Annotated in this window: 16 protein-coding genes; 6 read left to right on the forward strand and 10 right to left on the reverse strand. The window is 62.4% G+C overall.

What is annotated here, in order from left to right; translation table 11 throughout:
* The first annotated feature begins 120 nt into the window (after nucleotides 1-120).
* The 3 genes from QFZ69_RS23115 to QFZ69_RS23125 all read left to right on the forward strand — a co-directional run bounded on the left by QFZ69_RS23115 (nucleotide 121) and on the right by QFZ69_RS23125 (nucleotide 4,940).
* Nucleotides 121-1,971, forward strand: a complete 1,851-nt coding sequence (locus QFZ69_RS23115) for a MarR family transcriptional regulator (protein ID WP_307000780.1) — start codon at nucleotides 121-123, stop codon at nucleotides 1,969-1,971.
* 1,482 nt (nucleotides 1,972-3,453) lie between these two features.
* On the forward strand, nucleotides 3,454-4,278 hold the full coding sequence (locus tag QFZ69_RS23120; RefSeq protein WP_307000782.1) for a ParA family protein: 825 nt from the start codon (nucleotides 3,454-3,456) through the stop codon (nucleotides 4,276-4,278).
* Nucleotides 4,275-4,940 (forward strand): hypothetical protein, encoded by a 666-nt coding sequence (locus QFZ69_RS23125; RefSeq protein WP_307000784.1) that lies wholly within the window; start codon nucleotides 4,275-4,277, stop codon nucleotides 4,938-4,940. The genes QFZ69_RS23120 and QFZ69_RS23125 overlap by 4 nt, the downstream gene beginning before the upstream one ends.
* On the opposite strand, the gene QFZ69_RS23130 is transcribed toward QFZ69_RS23125, so the two are convergent.
* Complete coding sequence (locus QFZ69_RS23130; protein ID WP_307000786.1) at nucleotides 4,937-5,239, reverse strand: hypothetical protein; 303 nt, start codon at nucleotides 5,237-5,239, stop codon at nucleotides 4,937-4,939. The genes QFZ69_RS23125 and QFZ69_RS23130 overlap by 4 nt on opposite strands.
* 750 nt (nucleotides 5,240-5,989) lie before the next feature.
* Between QFZ69_RS23130 and QFZ69_RS23135 the strand changes: the two genes are divergently transcribed.
* Entirely contained in the window at nucleotides 5,990-6,538 is a 549-nt protein-coding gene (locus QFZ69_RS23135; RefSeq protein ID WP_307000788.1) for a recombinase family protein, read from the forward strand.
* An 87-nt stretch (nucleotides 6,539-6,625) separates the two neighbouring features.
* Here QFZ69_RS23135 and QFZ69_RS23140 read toward each other — a convergent pair whose 3' ends face one another.
* Both QFZ69_RS23140 and QFZ69_RS23145 read right to left on the reverse strand, forming a co-directional pair.
* Nucleotides 6,626-7,021 (reverse strand): hypothetical protein, encoded by a 396-nt coding sequence (locus tag QFZ69_RS23140; protein WP_307000790.1) that lies wholly within the window; start codon nucleotides 7,019-7,021, stop codon nucleotides 6,626-6,628.
* 61 nt (nucleotides 7,022-7,082) lie between these two features.
* Nucleotides 7,083-7,766 (reverse strand): Abi family protein, encoded by a 684-nt coding sequence (locus QFZ69_RS23145; RefSeq protein ID WP_307000793.1) that lies wholly within the window; start codon nucleotides 7,764-7,766, stop codon nucleotides 7,083-7,085.
* Between the two features lie 424 nt (nucleotides 7,767-8,190).
* Here QFZ69_RS23145 and QFZ69_RS23150 point away from each other — a divergent pair, with 424 nt between their 5' ends.
* Both QFZ69_RS23150 and QFZ69_RS23155 read left to right on the forward strand, forming a co-directional pair.
* Nucleotides 8,191-9,231, forward strand: coding sequence for a hypothetical protein (locus QFZ69_RS23150; RefSeq protein ID WP_307000796.1), 1,041 nt, complete (start codon nucleotides 8,191-8,193; stop codon nucleotides 9,229-9,231).
* Nucleotides 9,232-9,785: 554 nt separating this feature from the next.
* Complete coding sequence (locus QFZ69_RS23155; RefSeq protein ID WP_307000798.1) at nucleotides 9,786-12,542, forward strand: DNA methyltransferase; 2,757 nt, start codon at nucleotides 9,786-9,788, stop codon at nucleotides 12,540-12,542.
* Between the two features lie 67 nt (nucleotides 12,543-12,609).
* On the opposite strand, the gene QFZ69_RS23160 is transcribed toward QFZ69_RS23155, so the two are convergent.
* From QFZ69_RS23160 to QFZ69_RS23190, 7 genes are all read right to left on the reverse strand, one after another.
* Nucleotides 12,610-13,650, reverse strand: coding sequence for an ATP-dependent DNA ligase (locus QFZ69_RS23160; protein WP_307000800.1), 1,041 nt, complete (start codon nucleotides 13,648-13,650; stop codon nucleotides 12,610-12,612).
* Entirely contained in the window at nucleotides 13,637-13,918 is a 282-nt protein-coding gene (locus QFZ69_RS23165) for a hypothetical protein (protein ID WP_307000802.1), read from the reverse strand. Before QFZ69_RS23165 ends, QFZ69_RS23160 begins: the two co-directional genes overlap by 14 nt.
* 43 nt (nucleotides 13,919-13,961) lie before the next feature.
* Nucleotides 13,962-14,378 (reverse strand): hypothetical protein, encoded by a 417-nt coding sequence (locus QFZ69_RS23170; protein WP_307000804.1) that lies wholly within the window; start codon nucleotides 14,376-14,378, stop codon nucleotides 13,962-13,964.
* Nucleotides 14,375-14,713, reverse strand: a complete 339-nt coding sequence (locus tag QFZ69_RS23175) for a hypothetical protein (protein ID WP_307000806.1) — start codon at nucleotides 14,711-14,713, stop codon at nucleotides 14,375-14,377. Before QFZ69_RS23175 ends, QFZ69_RS23170 begins: the two co-directional genes overlap by 4 nt.
* Before the next feature lie 44 nt (nucleotides 14,714-14,757).
* A complete protein-coding gene (locus QFZ69_RS23180; RefSeq protein WP_307000808.1) occupies nucleotides 14,758-16,056 on the reverse strand; it encodes a Y-family DNA polymerase in 1,299 nt (432 codons plus the stop codon).
* Entirely contained in the window at nucleotides 16,049-16,480 is a 432-nt protein-coding gene (locus QFZ69_RS23185; protein WP_307000810.1) for a LexA family transcriptional regulator, read from the reverse strand. The genes QFZ69_RS23180 and QFZ69_RS23185 overlap by 8 nt, the downstream gene beginning before the upstream one ends.
* 348 nt (nucleotides 16,481-16,828) lie before the next feature.
* The gene (locus QFZ69_RS23190) at nucleotides 16,829-17,485 is read right to left on the reverse strand and encodes a helicase associated domain-containing protein (RefSeq protein WP_307000812.1); all 657 of its coding nucleotides are present in this window, start codon (nucleotides 17,483-17,485) and stop codon (nucleotides 16,829-16,831) included.
* Nucleotides 17,486-17,847: the final 362 nt, after the last annotated feature.

Raw genomic sequence — 17,847 nt, forward strand, 5'->3', positions numbered from 1 at the left:
TCGTGAATCGTATGGAAGACCTTCACAGGGCTTCAATTGTGTTGCAAAACCGATCCTGCAAGATCGGTCCTCATTCATTCCCTCGACAGGAACAGCATCATCGTACAACAGCACGCCCGCGTGCTGCCAGCCATATACAGCGCTGGCGTGTCGCACGGGCAATCCTCCGCGTACAGCCCCGCACAGGCGTGGGCTGCCTTGGCGCCTCTTCTCGCAGGTCAACCCAGAGTTCGCCTGTCTCGGGACGTCGGCAAGACGTACCCTCAGAAACACGAACGGACCCTGACAGAGGCGCTCCCCACGTTCCCTGCCGCGGTCCGGATCTTCGGAAAAGACGGCACTTGCACCGCTATCTTTCTCGACTTCGACTCCTCCGTCGCCGGTGTCGACAGGGTCCAGGCTGACGTCCGCGCCGTCCAGGCCTGGTTGCACAGCTGTGGGGCCCGTTGGATCGAGGACTACTCCCCCAACGGCGGCCGCCACGTATATATCCCGCTCGAGAAGCGGGTGACCTTCTCCGAAGCGCGTGATCTTGTTGAGGCTCTCGGCACCCGGCACCGGAGCCTGGACAAGACCCCGCACCAGAACCTTCTGCATGGCTGCATGCGCACCCCCGGCTCCCCGCACAAGCTCGGCGGCCACCAGGAACTCGCCATGTCATTGTCAATGGCCTACGACATAGCCCGCAGGCCCAACTCAGCCACCATTTGGGCAACCATGAACGCCGACTTGGCAGGCGAGATCGCCGCTATCAAGGCACTCCGTCTCGCAGGCACGTCCACACACGCCACCGGCGAGACGCCCCGAATCCAGCACCCAGCCGGGCCCATGTCCCGGACCATGCAGCTCATGGCCCAAACCGGGCTGTACGACACGAACCGGTATGCCTCCGATTCCGAGGCCCGACAGGCCATCGTCACCGGGGCCGCGGCTGCCGGCCTGGAATTCTTCGACGTCGAGCGCCGGATGATGCAGGGGACTTGGCCCGGCCTGGCATCCTTCTACGCCCGCTACGCCTCCCGTCACCGGGTTCCGGCACTGCGCCGGGACTGGTTGAAAGCCGTCGACTATCTGCGGAAAAACCCGGGATCCAGCGAAGGAAAGAACAATGCCCGTAGATCCCCCACAAGCCAGCCAAATACACAGCCCCAAGGGATACAAGGGAATCCGGTCTCTTCAAATCCCGAGGCAGAGCATCGGTTCATCCGGACCTGGCGAAACGCGCTCCGGTTGAAGGAACACAGCTACGCCGACTCAAGGACCGGCATGGCGAGAAGGATGGTGCTGAGGTCGCTGGGGGAGGCAGCCCATATGACGGCATCCCGTTTCATCGAATTCGGCGTGAGATCCATCGCTGTCGCCACCGGCCTCGATCACACAACCGTCGGCGTGCACCTGAGGGAGCTCCGCGGCGAGACGGATCCCTTGGTCACACATGTCGAATCGGGCCGCGGCACGAAGGGTGACCTCTACATGCTGACCGTTCCGGAGGATGTGAAGTCAGCGGCCGAAGACCTCGCCTGGCGCAAGGGCAAGATTCACGCCCTGAGGCCTGTTTTCCGGGAACTGGGCCTGCCGGCCGCCTTCGTATACGAGGCATTGGAGCACTCCCCCGCTCTGTCAACGGCCGAGTTGGTGAAACTGACCAGGCTTTCCCGAACCGCTGTCGCCGAGGCACTCGAAGTGATGGCCGCCTGGAACATGGTCTCCCGGGCCACGGACCGGAGCTGGTCTGTGGTGGCAACGACGTCGCTGACGGACATAGCCGAGCATTTCGGCGTCCTCGAAGCCGTGGCCGCGCAGCTGCACAAGTACAAGATCGAACGGATCCTCTGGAAGGAATGGCTGTCCAAGAACGTCAACACTGTCGCGGAGCTCCTCTCCCCCGGCGAGGATTACCCATGGGAGACTTTCGAGGGTCCGCCGGACGAGTGGGCCCTGGCGGATATGGCGTTCACCAGGGCCAGCTGATTTGCTTGACGGATCGGTGACCTGACGCGAATTTTTCCGTTGACGGGCAGTGCAGTAACGGCCGCAACCTGGGCAGCCGCTCTCCCACTCCCCGATGCCGAGCCACCTGGTTTCGGGGCTCGAAGACAGCACATCAGTGACGCTCCGACGCGGGCAGAGCTACCTGCGTGAAGGCAAGCGCAAATGGTTCCTTTTCCGGAAATGGCACCATAACCAGAGTCCCCTTCCCCGCCGGCACCGCCGGCCCACTCCCCCTGCAGTCCCGCTGTTAGCCAGGCTGCGGCCTGAATACCCGTGCCGGCGCACTCCCGCAGAGATCACCAAGGGAAGGCCTCGCCTTCTCGCGGGCGCAAATGCAACCTTTTGCGCATGCTGGCCCAGGGCCCTCCCTCGTTGCTCCACTCCCCCGGGGTTGAGCTATCTTGTTGGAGCGTTCGCAAATGGAACCATTCCCCGACGCTTAAGGGTTCTATTTGCGCTCGATTCTCCGCCAGCGCGGTACCACGGACTCAGCAGGGGACCGTCGCGGTCCGGGTGCCCCGCTACGCAGCTGCGTCTCGGTCATTCACAGACTGCACCAGCTCAAGCCGCCGGCGTCACCCCCATGGCAGAGCCGGTTGAGGGTCGTCAGTCTCTCGCCAAGTGCGCCGGACCAGGCTGCGCATGCGATACCGACCTAGATGCCGAGCAGGCCACGGTCAACCCGCTGAGCTAATGCCACCAATTGCGCATAAGACCCCTTTTGCGCCCGCGCCGGACCATACGCAAATACCACCCTTTGGCGAAAAAGGAACCTTGTGCGTCTAGGGTGGTGAATTCTTTTATGCCGCAATTTGCGCAAAAGAGATTATGACGGGGCGGCAGCAGTACTTGAGCAAATGCCACCATTGCATGCCGCGGCGCCGTATGCCGCGTCAAGCCCAATGCCACGATAGGGTGCAGGCCGCTCTTGGAGGCCTTGGGGCGCAAATGCCACCATACCCGCACGCAGCGCAGCCACGACGACGGTCGCAAAAGGAACCATTTGCGCATGCTCGGCGTGACGGCCTTCTTTCTCTTCGCCCGTCGTTGTAACACAGCCATGTCATAAGCAGCGGGCGCAAATGGAACCAATACATTCGTGCTCAGAGACGAGTCCCAGGGTCAACGCGCAAGCGCGCCCTAGAGCAAATGGAACCATTTGCGGAGCCCCTAGCAGAAACGCTGCCGGGCGGTCCATGCGCAAGAGGCCTGCCATGGGTGGCGCGGGCGTAAATGGTACTTTTTACGGCCTTACCTCAATCGCTCATATGGTTCCATTTGCGCTAATCGTGCCATTCGCGCGAAAGGTTCCATTTGCGTCGACACGCCGCGTGGCTCCCGGGGATCAGAGCGGGCGCGGCTAGTCTGGCTCTATCGGTTGCCGGCGATGAGTTCCTGCCACAAGTGGGCCCCCTGCCGCGCCGTGTTTTTACGAGCAGTGCTACGGAAGGTACCCAAGACATGCCGGCAATCATCATCGCCGTTTGCAACCAGAAGGGTGGCGTCGGCAAGACGACCCTCGTGACCGGCCTGGCTGAGGTCTTTTCCAGGACGCTAGGCAAGAAGGTCCTCGTCATCGACGCCGACCCGCAATACAACGTGACCTCCGCCCTGGGCGTGACGGCGCCCGAGTTCACTCTCAACGACGTCCTTTACGGTGACGAGGCGAACAACCAGAAAATCATGGCCGGAGTCGCCGGCGACGCCATCATGCCGGCGGGGGAGGCCTGGCAGCCCCGGGCGGACAAGAACGAGAGTTTCCCGCGGCTAGACCTGATCGCGGCCGAGCGGAACCTGGCCTCCCGTGAACGAGATTCCATGATGGCCCGCGAGCACCGTCTGCGTATCGCCCTCAAAGGCGTCGCCGAGGAATACGACATCGTCCTGATCGACTGTGCTCCTTCACTCGGCCTGTTGACGGTGAACGCACTGACGGCCGCAACACACGCGCTCCTGGTAACTGAGCCGCGAGTTGCCTCCGTCGAAGGGCTCTCCGAGATCGTCACCACCATCTCCGAGGTCCAGGAGAATCTGAACGAGAACATCGAGCTCCTGGGTGTCATCGTCAACAAGCAGAAGAAGCGCGCCGACCAGATGCACTGGATCGAGAAAGTGAACGCCAACTTCGGCGACCTCGTCCTCGAACCGATGCTGCAGGACCGCGAAGTGTTCGCCAAGGCGCAGGCCGCCTCGCAGCCGCTGCGGGCATGGGGCTCCGAAGCCGCCCCGCACCGGGCCGACCTGGTCCAGCTGGCCACCCAGATCTGGAAAGGTGCACAGTCATGACGACCCGCCCCGGACCGGCCGCTGAGCGCGGCGGAACGCCTATCGCCCTTGAGGCCCTTCGCAAGAAAAGCGGGCTCAAGAAGGCCAGGAACACCAGCGTCATCGCCGAGATGACCCGGGTTGAGGAGGAAGAGCCGCAGCACGCAGCGCTGCACGTCGTCCACGATTCGCCCGCTGAACCGGAGGACCACGCACCGTCGGCCCAGGAGCAGACACCGGAGCCAACTTCGGCGCCGGCTGGACCTGAAGTCCAGCCCGCCCCGGTGCAACATGCCCCTGCGCAGCAGCCAGTAGCCCAACCTGTGCCGCAGTCCACTTATGCCCAGCCCTCCCAGCAGGAGCCCCGGCAGCCCGCCGCTTACGTGCCTCCCGCGCAGCAGGCACCGCAACAGTTCCAGCTCCGGCAGCCGGACCCCGAGCCGCCGGTAATCGAGAAGAAGACGTACCGGAAGACCAGCTTCTTCCAGTCCAAGGAGTCAGGTGCCCGGATGCGGTCCACCTACATGGCGACCCGGCACCTGACCGCCTCAAGGACGCTTTCGGATTTCATCCTCGCCGCCGTGGAGCGCGAGGTTGAGGCGCTGGAGCGTCAGTACAACAACGGGGAAATGTTCACCGCAGACCCGGGCAGCGTCCCGCGCGGCCGGCCGTTGGAGACCTAGCCAGCGGACGGGCCGTGGTACCCGAGGAACCTGCCGAGATCGTCCTGGAGCTGCCTGTGCTCGACGTCCTCTGCCGGATAGCCGCGGTGCATGAACTCCGGCACCATCGAGTGCGCCTCCTTGGGCGCCTTGACGAGTAGTTCGCGCTGGCCAGGCGTCAGGGGAGCAGCGGCCAGGTCCGGCGTGGTCTCCTGTTCCAGCCGTGCCCGGGCCTTGGCGATGGCATCATTGACGTCGATGTCGATCCAACGGTCGATGTAGGCCTCCGCCGCCTCGAGGTCCTCTTCGGTGCGGCGCACCGCTCTCTGGAAGTTGCGGTCCTTGAACCAGGGGCCGTCTGGATCCAGGAAGTCGTCCCCGCTGACGATCAGGGAGCCAATGGCGTCGACGGCGCTGACGAAGACGATCTCGTTGCCGTCCCTGCGGCAGCTGATCTTTGCAGCCTGGGCAAGGACCTCCAGAATCTCGATCGCTGCTGACGCGGTTGCTGCCTCCAGAAGTCCTGCTGTTCCTTCCAGATCAGCTGCCCGCTGCGGCGTGCGGCGATGGAGCGCATACGCTCGGCAGTGGGGGAGAGTGTGACCACCGTGTCGGAATTCTCGACGGTAGCGTGCTGCCCGCCATCCGGCCGGAAGCCGTTGACGCGGCCCCGCGCCGGGCTCACCAGGACGTCTCGTCGAAGTTCTCGCCGATGATCGTGTCGACGTTCGTTTCCTTCGGCGAAGCGGACAGCGGCCCGGCAGCAGGGGTGCATGGCCCCCTGCTAGGTCCACTCCTCAGTAGTCCAGTCCCGCTGGGCGATGGCGCCGTTGTGGGTCTGCATTTTCCACGGCCCGGGTAGTGAAGGTATCGCCTGATGGGCCAGCTCGGTTTCCGTTCGTCTCGATAACGATCCATTACTGAGACGGCAGGACCGCTTTTGAGATGGCGTAAGGAATGTCGAGGAATTGGAGATTCAACACGCCCCTCTGAATTCTCAGAATGCCGTCCAATAACGGGTAGTCTCGCAACGGCAAATTGCCCGGCTTTAAGAGAATACGGGGAAGCCCATGGCTGTAATCGGGTACGCAAGGGTTTCCACTGCGGAACAGAACCTCGATCTGCAGCTCACTGCACTCAAGTCAGCCGGCGCAGCCCGGACCTTTTCCGATTACGGCGTCAGCGGTTCCACGGTTGAACGCCCTCAGCTGTCCCGAGCTCTGGACCGGCTGGAGGCCGGCGACGTGCTCACCGTGTGGAAGCTCGACCGCCTGGGCCGGAACACTAGGCACGTCCTGGACATCATCGAGAACATCCGGGAGAGGGGAGCAGGCTTCCGGTCCCTGACCGAAGGACTCGACACGACCGGGCCCATGGGCACCGCCATGCTGACGATCATGGCCGCGTTCGCGCAACTGGAGCGCGACACGATGATCGAACGCACGAGAGCCGGCCTCGCTGCCGCCGCAGCCAACAACCGCCACGGCGGAAGGCCCCGCAAAGTCGATGACGCGGCCGCTGCCCGGGCCAGACAACTCAAGGGCAAAGGGGTCAGTGCCTCCGACATTGGCAAGATGCTCGGAGTCTCCCGCGCCACGGTTTACCGGTACCTCCTATAGGCGTAGCGGTTGCAGCTCGAGGTCCAGTTGAATCTCGCGAAGAGTTTTGCAGTTTCGGATATCAGCCCTGGTTCTCAGGGGCTGATTTCATATTTGGGTTTTGAGGGCTTCTTCGTAGAACGCAAGACGGGTGGCCGCGCGTGCCATGTCGTGCTGGTCATGGACGAACGAGTAGGCGATCCAGCATCCGGCGAGAAGGATTATCAGGGCTATGCACAGAGATGAGGCGAAGGGTCCCAGCCATGATGCTGTTGCCGAGCCGAGCAAGGGGAGGGCAACCAGGATGACGCCAACGTAGAGCGCGGTGTAGGCGCCCAGACTGCCGCCGCTCAGGTGCGCTGCACGGGTGCGGAGAGTGCGCAAGTCTTCGAATTGTTTGTTCTCGTCCAGAGCGAGGAAGGCAGCGATGTCCTGGCGGGTTACTTCCGGAAAGCGGCGTGACCGCAGTCCGCGGCGGGTGAAGGAGTGCATGCTGGAGAGCATAGTTGCAGCCTCTGTCAGCCCCTGTGAGCCGTAGCGGTGGTCATGTTCGTGGCGGTGCAGCTCAGTAAGGGCGTTCTTCCATCACGGCATCAAATCGGCTATTTGTCGCCACCCAGAGCTTGAGATCAGGGTCGACATAGCTGATTATCCTCAGCGCATCATAATGCCGGTTTACGAGGGACGAGGTGTTCCAGATTGGTTCATTGTGGGCGATGCGATTTCGGAGCTTGTACAGCGGCACGACTAGAGTGCGAAGGTAGTCCATGTCCTTAGCTGAGGTACGTAGAGGTGCATGCTTGAACCGGCGAGTAATGGCACCACCGAAGATGTCCTCGTTTTCTTTCGCCAGCATGAAGCGCCAAAAGCCGAAAGAGAGCTCGGCTACGATGTGGCCTCGCGTTACCTGCTGGCCGTCTCGCTCCCTGTTCTTGGCGGCCGATTCGCGGGCGTCTTCTAGGTCATACCAAGTCCGGTCATTGAACTCTCCCGCGGGATCGTCCATCCAATCACCGGAACGCTTCAGATACTTGTGACGACCCTGCATCGCCGTATCAATTGCATGCCGAACGGTTACTTCCGCGTGTCCTAGGACTCCCCAAAGGGCTGCGCTGACTGCAGTGTTCCACGCATAGAGGGCCAAGGCTTTTTCCTGATCTCCCCCCATTGCGACGAGATAGGATTCGAACCGTTCCGTTGGCAAGACTGAACACACGGCTTCGTGGTCGTACTCCGTGGTGACGGACACATCACTCCTACTCTTCGTTCCCGGCGTTTTACATGCAGGTCGGTTTGTGGGTATAGTTTTGGACGAAGGCCCTGGATAAACGTCCTGTAGATCTCACGATCCGATCAGTTCGTCCGGGGCTGTTTTACTTTAAGCGCATCTGCGGCACGGCCCCGATAACGCTTCTCCGCAAGACACTGGGTAACCAACCCCAGGCTCGTGCGTCTCGAGTGCTCAGTTCCTGCTGCAAACATCAACGTTGCAACTCGATGGAACAACGCTAGCACATAAGAAAGCGTGGCTTCCCTGTTCCTACAGGGCTAGAAGACCCATCGATAGTTGTTGTTGCAAAATTGTAGGCACGCTAGCCGCTCAGGCAGCGCTACTATAGTCGAGGAGTACGTTCGTCGCTGACCTTAGAAGAAGATAGGACATTACGATTACCGTGCATGCCCGTAAAGCAGCCTCGTCGTCAGCAACCGAAAAAGTCGGTGCCGAAGGGGAAGTTGAAGCATTGAGTCAGGCCACGAGAGTGGTTCAGCAGGCTGATTCCCTGGCGCAGGTGCTTGAGCTCTCCAAAGCAATAGCCAAGGTCGTAGACGGGAGCGTAGGCGCCCGAAAAGCCGTGCCGATCCGGAACTCTTTCGTCCGCAATGACAACCCAGACGAGGATGCGCCGTTAAAAAGGTTGGTTTCGGGCGGAGGCGGCCGCGGTGCTGCTGTTCCTGTGATGCTCTACGTCGCCCTGATCTGGAAGTGCGCGAAAAAGCCCTTTGACGTGAAGCTCCCTGCGCGGAAGTGGGCCGAACTCTTGGGTCTGCCTGATCCTTCCGGTAAGGGCGCTCGGCGAATCGCTAACGCTTTGCGGACTCTGGATGGCCTCCGGCTCATCAAGCTCGACAAAGTGCATGGTGAGGCCTCGAGGGTAACTCTTCTCGATGAGTCAGGTGACGGTTCCGACTACGAGGTTCCGTCGACGGCCTATTCTCGGGGTGGGCTGAAGCGTGACCTGTATTTTAAGGTTTCGAGCAAGCTGTGGACCTCGGGTGAGCTCCAGCAGCTGAGTGCTTCTGGTTTGGCCATGCTGTTGATCCTCTTGGAGGAGGGTGGGTATAAGCCCAGTGAGAGTCAGTTCCTTAAGGCATTGCGCTATGCCCCACAGGGACGCGAAGTCTGGTTCACTACCGAGAACTTTCCTGACCGCTTTGGCATCAGCGCTTCCATGCGGTCCCGCGGAACCAAGGAACTCGAGAATGCCTACCTGCTGGACACGATACGCCGGCCAGTAGGCCCCCCGGGGACTCTGGTGTCGTTTACAACGGAAAAGCTCCGCAAGGTCTACATGCTTCAGGGTGACGCCGTGGTGGAGGACAAGGAAACTGAGACCAAGCGGGCGAAGGTCTTAGCGAAGAAACCCGCTCCTACGGCGACCTCGATCGCCATGGCAGAGAGCAGCCGGCGGCGTACGAAGCAGACCAAGAAGTAATCGACTCATCCGGCTCTTGTCAGGCGGTTGACTCCTTTGTTGCAGACCTCTCGGACGCCGATGCAGGGGAGAAGATCAAGCGCTACATGCGGGTCAGGGAGAGTCGCGGCGAGCTACAGGCCATCGCATTCCTGGGCCGCAGGGTTTCCGCAAAGTGACATAAAGGCTGATGAAATCAGCCTCCGGTAAGGCCCGGCAGTTGCACATTATCCGCTGCCAGCTCTGACCAGATTGGGCATGGGTTTATTGTTTGTCGACCCAGCGTTCGGGGGCGGACTGCCGGCTGATGCCTACGGCGCGGCCGATGTCGTAAGCGCTGCAAGCGTCAGCCCCCTGGGTCATGTTGAGCCTTTCATGAATGTTCTGCGGTGGATCCTGGCCGCCTGGCATTCTCCCTGGTTCTAACCAGGTTCTAGATCCTGCCGGGGCCGTCCGATCGGTCCCGGCAGGTCCCCACTTACCCATGCGTGCGAAACAGCACGCAACGGCTCTTAGGCGCCAGTCGCTGGGATAGATTTGGCTCGACTTGTTGTGGTTCTCAGATGGGGTGTGGTGTGGCGTCAAAGCTTTCTCTGGCAGAAATAAGAGCCAACGCGGGTCGTTTCTCTCGGCGGTGGAGCGATGCTAGCCGGGAAAATGCTGACACCCAGATGTTTTGGGCGGAGTTCTTTGCCGCCTTTGGGATCGACGCCCGCCGTTTCGTAGTTTTTGAGCATCACGCGAGCCGCTTCACTACCGGAGGGTCCGGGCGCATCGACGTCTTCTGGCCTGGTGAACTCCTGGTCGAGCAGAAATCACGTGGTGCTGACCTGCGCAAAGCTGCTGATCAGGCCTACGACTATCTGGACTCCTTGGACGACAAAGACCTGCCCAGGCTGATCGTCCTCTGCGACTTCAATAAATTCGTCGTCCATGACGTATCCGTGACCCCAAAGGTCACACATGAGTTTGACTTGAAGTCCCTGCCGAACCGCATTGGTCTTTTTACTTGGATGGCCGGCTACACGCGGGAGCCGTCCGTTGCCGTTTCGGAGCAAGCTGCTAACGCCAAAGCAGTCACCAAAATGGCGCAACTCTACGACGCGCTGACGGATGACAAGCTCTCGGACCATCACGTCTCTGTGTTCCTCACCCGCATTCTCTTCTTGTTGTTCGGGGAAGACACTGGCCTACTTGAACGTGGTTTATTTCGTCAGATCATCGCGGACAAAACCGCCGCAGACGGTTCGGATCTTGGCTCCTGGATTCAACACATTTTCCAGACCCTTGACACTGCTCAGATTGATCGCTCATCCCGCACAGATGAGATGCTCCTGCGCCTGCCCTACGTGAACGGGTCGATCTTCACAGAAGTCATTCCCACGGCTCACTTTGACCGAACCATGCGCGATGCGCTCTTGTCGGCCTGCGATTTTGAGTGGGGGTTAATCTCCCCGGCCGTGTTCGGGTCGATGTTCCAGTCCGTGAAGTCAAAGGAAACCCGTCGAGGGCTGGGAGAGCACTACACAACAGAACGTGACATCCTCCGCGCTATCGGGCCGCTCTTCCTTGACCAGCTCCACTCCGAGTTCCAGGCTGCACAATTCAGCGTAAAGAGTCTGAATGCCTTATGGGACAGGATTTCGTCCTTCAAGTTCCTCGACCCAGCGTGTGGATGTGGAAACTTCCTGGTGGTCACCTACAGGGAATTGAGGGCGCTGGAACTAAGGATTATTGAGCAGCTGCAGCAGCTCCGGGCGGGTGGCGGTCAGACGGTCTTGCTCGGGGAAGATATGGGGCTGAAGGTGAGCCTCGCGCAGATGCACGGGATAGAGCTGGAAGAGTGGCCGGCCAGGATCGCAGAGGTCGCCCTGTTCATTGCTGACCATCAAGCCAACCGCCACATGATGGAGACGGTTGGGTCGGCTCCTGATCGTTTGCCTCTGACCACTTCCGCAAAGATCGTCAGGGACAACGCCCTTGGCTTCGATTGGAACCTTGTACTGCCCGCCGGGGACAACGTTGTTGTGGTCGGCAACCCGCCTTTCATTGGAATCAGCCTCCGGACTGATCGGCAGACGGCCGAGTTGAAAGCGGTTTGGGGGAAAAAGCACTATCACGGCAGCCTCGATTACGTCAGCGGCTGGTACATCAAAGCTGCTGATTACATGGGCGGGCACAAGGGACGAATTGGTTTCGTTTCCACGTCTTCCATTTGCCAAGGCGAGCAGGTAGCTCCGCTGTGGGGTCCGATCCTGGGCCGCGGATTCGAGATTGATTTTGCCCATCGCACTTTTGCTTGGACATCTGAGGCAAGTGGCAAAGCCTCTGTTCACGTCGTTATCGTCGCGTTCTCACGTGGCGGTGTGCTTGGACGCAAGGTGCTGTTCGATTACCCGAGTATCAAGGGCGAGCCGGTTATGAGGGAAGTATCGAACATCTCGCCTTATTTGGTTGAAGGCCCGTCCGTGGTTGTCTATCCGCAATCGAAGCCGCTGAGCCCAGCCCTGGGGGAGGTCCGGTACGGCAGTAAGCCCACAGATGGCGGTGGCTTCTTCATCGGCGCCGATGAATACGCGGAGTTCATGAGTGATCCCGCGGCTGCCAAGTACGTTCGTCCCTTTGTCGGCACTAAGGAGCTGCTGCACGATATTCCCCGGTGGTGCCTCTGGATGGTCGATCTTGACCCCTCCGACCTTAAGAACTCGCCCCTGCTGCGCGAGCGGTTGGAGCGCGTGAAAGCATTCCGCCTGGCAAGTGATGCGGCTTCTACACGCGAATACGCCACTATGGCGCGGCTGTTCCGCCAAATAGCCCAGCCCGACACCAACTACCTTTGCATTCCCCGGCATGTCCTGGAACGGCGTTTGTTCTTCACCGCTAAGCGGTTAGCGCCGGCAACGATCTCTGGCGACGCCAATTTTGTCGCTGATGATCCCGACGGCTTCATGTTCGCAGTGATCTCTTCGACGGCATACGTCGTCTGGCAAAAGACGGTTGGTGGCCGAATCAAGAGTGATCTGCGGTTCTCCAAGCTAGGTGTATGGAACACACTTCCCTTGCCGGCGGTGACCCCCGAACTACGCAAGGAAATCGTGGCGGCCGGCGAAGCCGTCCAAAATGCCCGTGAAAGTCACCCCAGTCTCTCTCTGGCCCAGATGTACGACCCGGACGCAATGCCTCTGGATTTGATAAGGGCACACGCAGCGCTGGATAAGGCAGTGGATCGTGCGTTTTTCGGCCGCAGGTCAGTACAGACGGATGAGCGGCGCTTAACGCTGCTATTTGAGCTCTATGAGACACTGGCTGCTGCCCGGAAGGCAGCAGCCTAAGCAGATGCCCATGGACATCCGCAGCAGGGAAACTTAAACCCTCATGTTGCGCCAGTGGGCAACGCCCTCAAAGGGCAGAGCGCAACCCTTCGGGAAGAACGAGGCCGGCGGGGGATAGCTCGGGCCTGGCCCGGTGCACTCGGAGGGGATGCCGAAACGACCGGCCAGACCATGCCGTATCAGCGGAGACCTCAACCACCAGGGGTTCTACGAGCGTCAGCGCTACTGGTTTCTTGTCGCGGTTGAACCGGTCCAGGGTGGTGCCTTTCACGGTCGTGGGCCAGGGGTGGGCGCCGGCGGGTGGTTGCAGCCACCGGGCCAGTTCCCGCGCCGCTGCGGTCTTCAAGGGCGTGGATCTACCGACGATCCGCAGCTCCCCGTCCAGGACCAGCCCGGCCACGATCTCGCGGGGTTCGGTGATCGGCCCGATGACTGCTCCGCAGATGATTTCCAGGGTTTCGCGGTGTTTGAGTTTCAGCCAGGAACGGGCACCTGGTGTGTATGGCTGGTCGTTGCCTTTGATGACCAGTCCCTCGATCCCGGTGTGAGGCAGCTCTTCGAGCCACCTGGCCGCCTCGTCCGGATTGGTGGTGGTGGGGGAGAGCGAGAGCGGAGGCGCCCACCCGCGGGCAAGTTCTTCCAGGAGCGCCCGCCGCTGACTCAGCGGCAGCGCCCTCGCATCATGTCCGGCCACGGCCAGAACATCGAAGGCGACGTAACTGGCCGGAGTCTGCCGAACCAGTCCGGGGAGGGTCCTGGGGCCGGCGCCCAGGCGTTGCTGCAATGCCGAGAAATCCAGCCTCCCCCCGGCCCAGATCACGGCTTCGCCGTCGACCACGCACCCGGGCGGGACGTCTGATGCGAGAGCTGCAGTGAGTTCGGGGAAGTACCCGGCGAGCTCTTTGCCCTGCCTGGACCATAGGGTCACCCCGGTATCGTCGTGGATCGCGACGCAGCGGTAACCGTCCCATTTGGGCTCATAGGACAGGCTCCCGGGCAACGCACCAGCTCGTGGCATCCTCGCCACGGCCCGGGCCAGGGCCACCTTCAGCGGCGGGACAAGGTCCGCCGGCAGCCCGGACCCGGACGGCGGTCTAGCTGCCGCCATCGAGGGCTTCCAGCGCCTCTATCTCGGCGGCGTCCAGCAATGCTGCCGGATCGTCGCCGGTGGCCCGGGCCACGTCCAGGGATTTGAAGTGGACCCGGGCGAGGGTGATGGCCACCAGCTCCAGGAAGGCGGTGCCGTTGCGCTGCTCGATGTCGCCCAGATAGTCGAGCATGCGCCCCTCCAGGGCGCCGGGTCCTTCGGATTCTTCCGCGGCGAGCCGCGTCAGCGTCAGAGCCGCGAGGTCCGGGCTGTCGTAGATGAGTCCCATGGGCCAACGCTACCCACCCCGCCGGCGTGGTCAAGAGCCAGTTTTAGCGCCAGCGGTAGTACGCCAGCGGTAGTACGCCAGCGGTAGTACGCCAGCGGTAGGATTCCAGCGCGCGCAGCAGGGGAGCGGGGCCGCCTTTCAGGCGGTCGACGGGGCGGGCTCCGGCCAGTTCCCTGGAGGGGGTGACCATCCAGACGGTGAAGTAGTTGTGTGGGATCTGCAGCTCCATCGCACGTTGAAAGAGGGCAATGACCTGCGGGCGGAGTTGTCCGCCGGGGAGGAACTGGAATCCCGGGCAAAAGGTGCCGTCGTCGATGAAGACGCGCACCAGCTGCCGCATCACCGGTTCGGGGTCTTCCATGAGCCCGGAGAGCCGGCGGTGCACCTGCTGAAGGGTCGGCAGCGTGAATTCCGTCCGGATCGCTGCCCATGTCTGATCGTTGATGGGTTGGCCGTTCACTCTTCGTCGGTTGTTTCGTCGGCGTCACTGATGTTTTCCAGCAACCAATGCGTGGAGAGCGGTTCCCGGCGCAGCGTGGCGGTCCGGAGGGTCGAATGGGTGCCGGAGCGGACCTGAACTTGCCAGTATTCGATGCTGACGAGGTCGCCGCTGCCGACGGCTGCTGTGCGGCGGGTGTCCCACCAGGCATCTCTTCCGTACCAGTGCCGGGATTCCGTGTCGGGATCGACCAGCCAGATCCGTCCGTCGTGCCGAATGGCGAGGGGTTTGCCTGCCGGGTCGGTCCGGACCTGCAGGTCATTGGCGCGTGTGGGAGCTTCGACGGTCGTGGTCATGGGGTGGTGTTCTTTCGTGGTGCGGTCGTGCTGGCGTGTTTGGTTTAGGCGGCTTTGACGAGGGGGAGTTCGTCCCAGTGGGTGGTGTAGCGGGGGGAGAGCATGTCCCGTTTCATGGTCCAGTCCGGCCCCCCGCGGATTCCGCCGTGGCCGAGGCCGATGGAGCCGCGCCCGTACCGGCGGGTGATATCTTCCAGGAGTGTTCCGACGTGGCGCTCCTCGTGCGGGTTCTCGAACAGGGCCAGGGGTGTCTGGTTTCCGGTGGGCCTCAGATCGGTGACCATGATCCCGGCCCTGGCGTACCTGATGCCCTCGCAGATGCGGGGGAGGAGTGCGTGAGCGGCCTTGGTGAGCAGGACCGGGTCCGCGGTGGGCATCGGCAGCGGCACGCAGACCGAGGGGTAGGAGGTGTCTTTCGGGTTGAAGTGTGAGGTGCCGGCGAACGCGGTGAGGACTTTGGCCTGGAGACCGTGTTTGGCCAGCCGTGCCGAGGCCTGCTGGCCGTAGACGCTCATGACCTGCTGGATCCCGGCGGCGGTGGTGATGGGGGTGGCGAAGGAGCGGGAAAAGATGAGCTGGTCCCGGCCGCTCCGTTCTTCCTCCATAGGGATGCAGGGGGTGCCCTGCAGTTCCAGTACGGTGCGCATCATGACCACGGAGAAGCGGTCCCGGATCATGACCGGATCCGCCCGGGACAGGTCAAGGATCGAATGGATCCCCAGGGCGTTGAGCCGTTTGGTCAGCCGGCCGGCGACACCCCAGATCTCGATGACGGACAGGCGGCGCATCAGAGACTCCCTGTCCGCGGCGGGCACGGAGTCCCAGTGGCAGACCCCGTTGAAGGCAGGGTTGTTCTTTGCCCATTTGTTGGCCAGTTTCGCCAGAGTCTTCGTGGGCGCGATCCCGACACAGACCGGTACCCCGACGTTGCGCCGCACGGCCACCTTCATGTCCCGGCCCAGGGCCAGCAGCTGGTCCGGGGTGCCTTTGACGCCGAGGAAGGCCTCGTCGATGCTGTAGACCTCCAGCCAGGCCGAGTACCGGCCGAGGAGTTCCATCACGCGGGCGCTGATGTCGCCATAGAGCTCGTAGTTGCTCGAGAGGGCAACGAGTCCCCATTCCTTGGCCCGCGGGGCGAGTTTGAACCATGGCTCACCCATGGCGATGCCCAAGCGTTTTGCTTCAGGGGAGCGGGTGACGGCACAGCCGTCGTTGTTGGACAGGACGATGACGGGCCGGCCCTCCAGGGACGGGTTGAATGCCCGCTCGGCCGAGGCGTAGAAGCAGTTCACATCAACGTGCGCGATCTGCGGCAGCCGCCGCATCACCGCAGGCTTAGACATGATGCAAGCAGCGGGTCGCGACGCCCCAGATGACCAGGTCCGAGACCGACGGGACCCGGATGTCCGGGTAGGCCGGGTTCTCCGCCTGCAGCACTACCCCGGTTCCCGTGATCCGCAGCCGTTTGATGGTCAGCTCTCCGTCGAGGACCGCGACGACCACGGACCCGTCCACCGGTTCCAGGGCCCGGTTGACGATCAGTTCATCGCCGTCGCTGATGCCGGCGCCTTCCATCGATTCCCCGGACACCCGCACGACGTAGGTGCTGGTGATGTCCTTGATCAGGTGCTCGTTCAGGTCGATCCGGCCATCGAAGTAGTCCTGCGCGGGCGACGGATACCCCGCCGCGACGGGTACCGGAGATATCAGCACCGACAACAACGATGCGCCCGCATCTATCACACGGGGACCGACAACAACGCCCACAACACACCTTTATTCGAATATATGTTCGATTCACTAACTCTACATCGTGCCCCCGACAAAGGAACTATCGAAGGTTCCGACGATCAAATAGGGGACGGGTTGTACGCCAGTGGGGACAGCTCTGAGCTGCGCGGAGGGCTCCACCTGCCCCCAGTGGGCACAACCTGGTGGGGTCGTTTGCTGCTTGGCCGCAACGTGTCTCTGCTGGGGCGTATGAGGAAAGCCTCCGCGCGAGTCCAGGACTCAAGCGCGGAGGCTCCCGGCTCTCCAAGCTGGGGGGACTGGAGAGCCGATGTAAGTCTACTAGCGGTCCTGACTTCCTGGCCCGCTGGAGATGCGGCCTTCCGGTCACCGCCGTGGAGGGCGGCCACGGGTCCGCCCGGTCTGCCACCCGGGGACTGCATCGTCCAGGAGCTTGACCTTCAGTGGCTCGAGTTCGCCGCGGCGGCGTTTGTACCGCTGCGCGTGTATCCAGACCCCGAGGGTTTGCTCACGTTCTGAGTCATAGTCGTGGTGGCGCGGCCAGTCGTTGCCTTCCTCGCGGTGGGCCACGAGCTCGGCCAGCCGCTCGTTCCACCGCGCTTCGTCCTCCACTTTGCGGCGGTTGTCGGGCCACCCGGTTATCCGGTCAAGGCCGTCGCGGTAGGCCGGGTCCAGGGTCCCTTCGGCTGATTCGCGCCGGCGCCCGGACAGCCAGCGAGCCATCGACCGTTCGCCCCGGTCGCCGGAACGGCCGTCAGGGAGCCGGCCTTCGGCCGCGACCCAGGAGATGACCTCTTCCAACCGGGCAAGGTCTGAGGGGGAGGGGGAAGGAACGGGGTCGGCGCCGGCGGCGGCCTGGTGTTCGGCTTCGAGTCCCGGATCCTGGCGGCGGGCGATGACCAGGTGGTATCCGACGGCGGCGGGCGGAACGCGCACGAGGGCAGCGATGCGTTGCCGGCTCAGTCCGAGCCGGTACATCAGCACCCATTCGGCGTCCGGAGCGCGCCGCAACCGCCTGTCCATGATGGACCCCATCCTGCCACGGCGTTCCCACAAGACGGGCGGGCACCGCGGGACCACGGACACTGCTTTCGGGCGTCCGCTGGCGCGGCCGGCTGTCGGTGTCCAGTGCTGTCCGTCGCAGGGCTCCGGCCCGCCCTGGCCCTTGTCTACGTCTTCGACGTTTTTTGGTTGCTGTCCTGCGGATTCTAGGCGTCCGCTCCACCCCGTCTAGCCCCGGTTCCGCAAGCTCCACCGGGGCCTGCGGCGCAGGAAATGTCCCTCCGGCGCTCCTGCGTCGTGATTTCCTCCGGGAATTTCCCGCCCCTTGCCCTGCGGGTAGACAGGCCTCCGTCGGCCGCCGAGCAAGCAAGCTTGCCAGCAAC

Source organism: Arthrobacter sp. V1I7 (genome assembly GCF_030817015.1).
Lineage (GTDB): Bacteria > Actinomycetota > Actinomycetes > Actinomycetales > Micrococcaceae > Arthrobacter.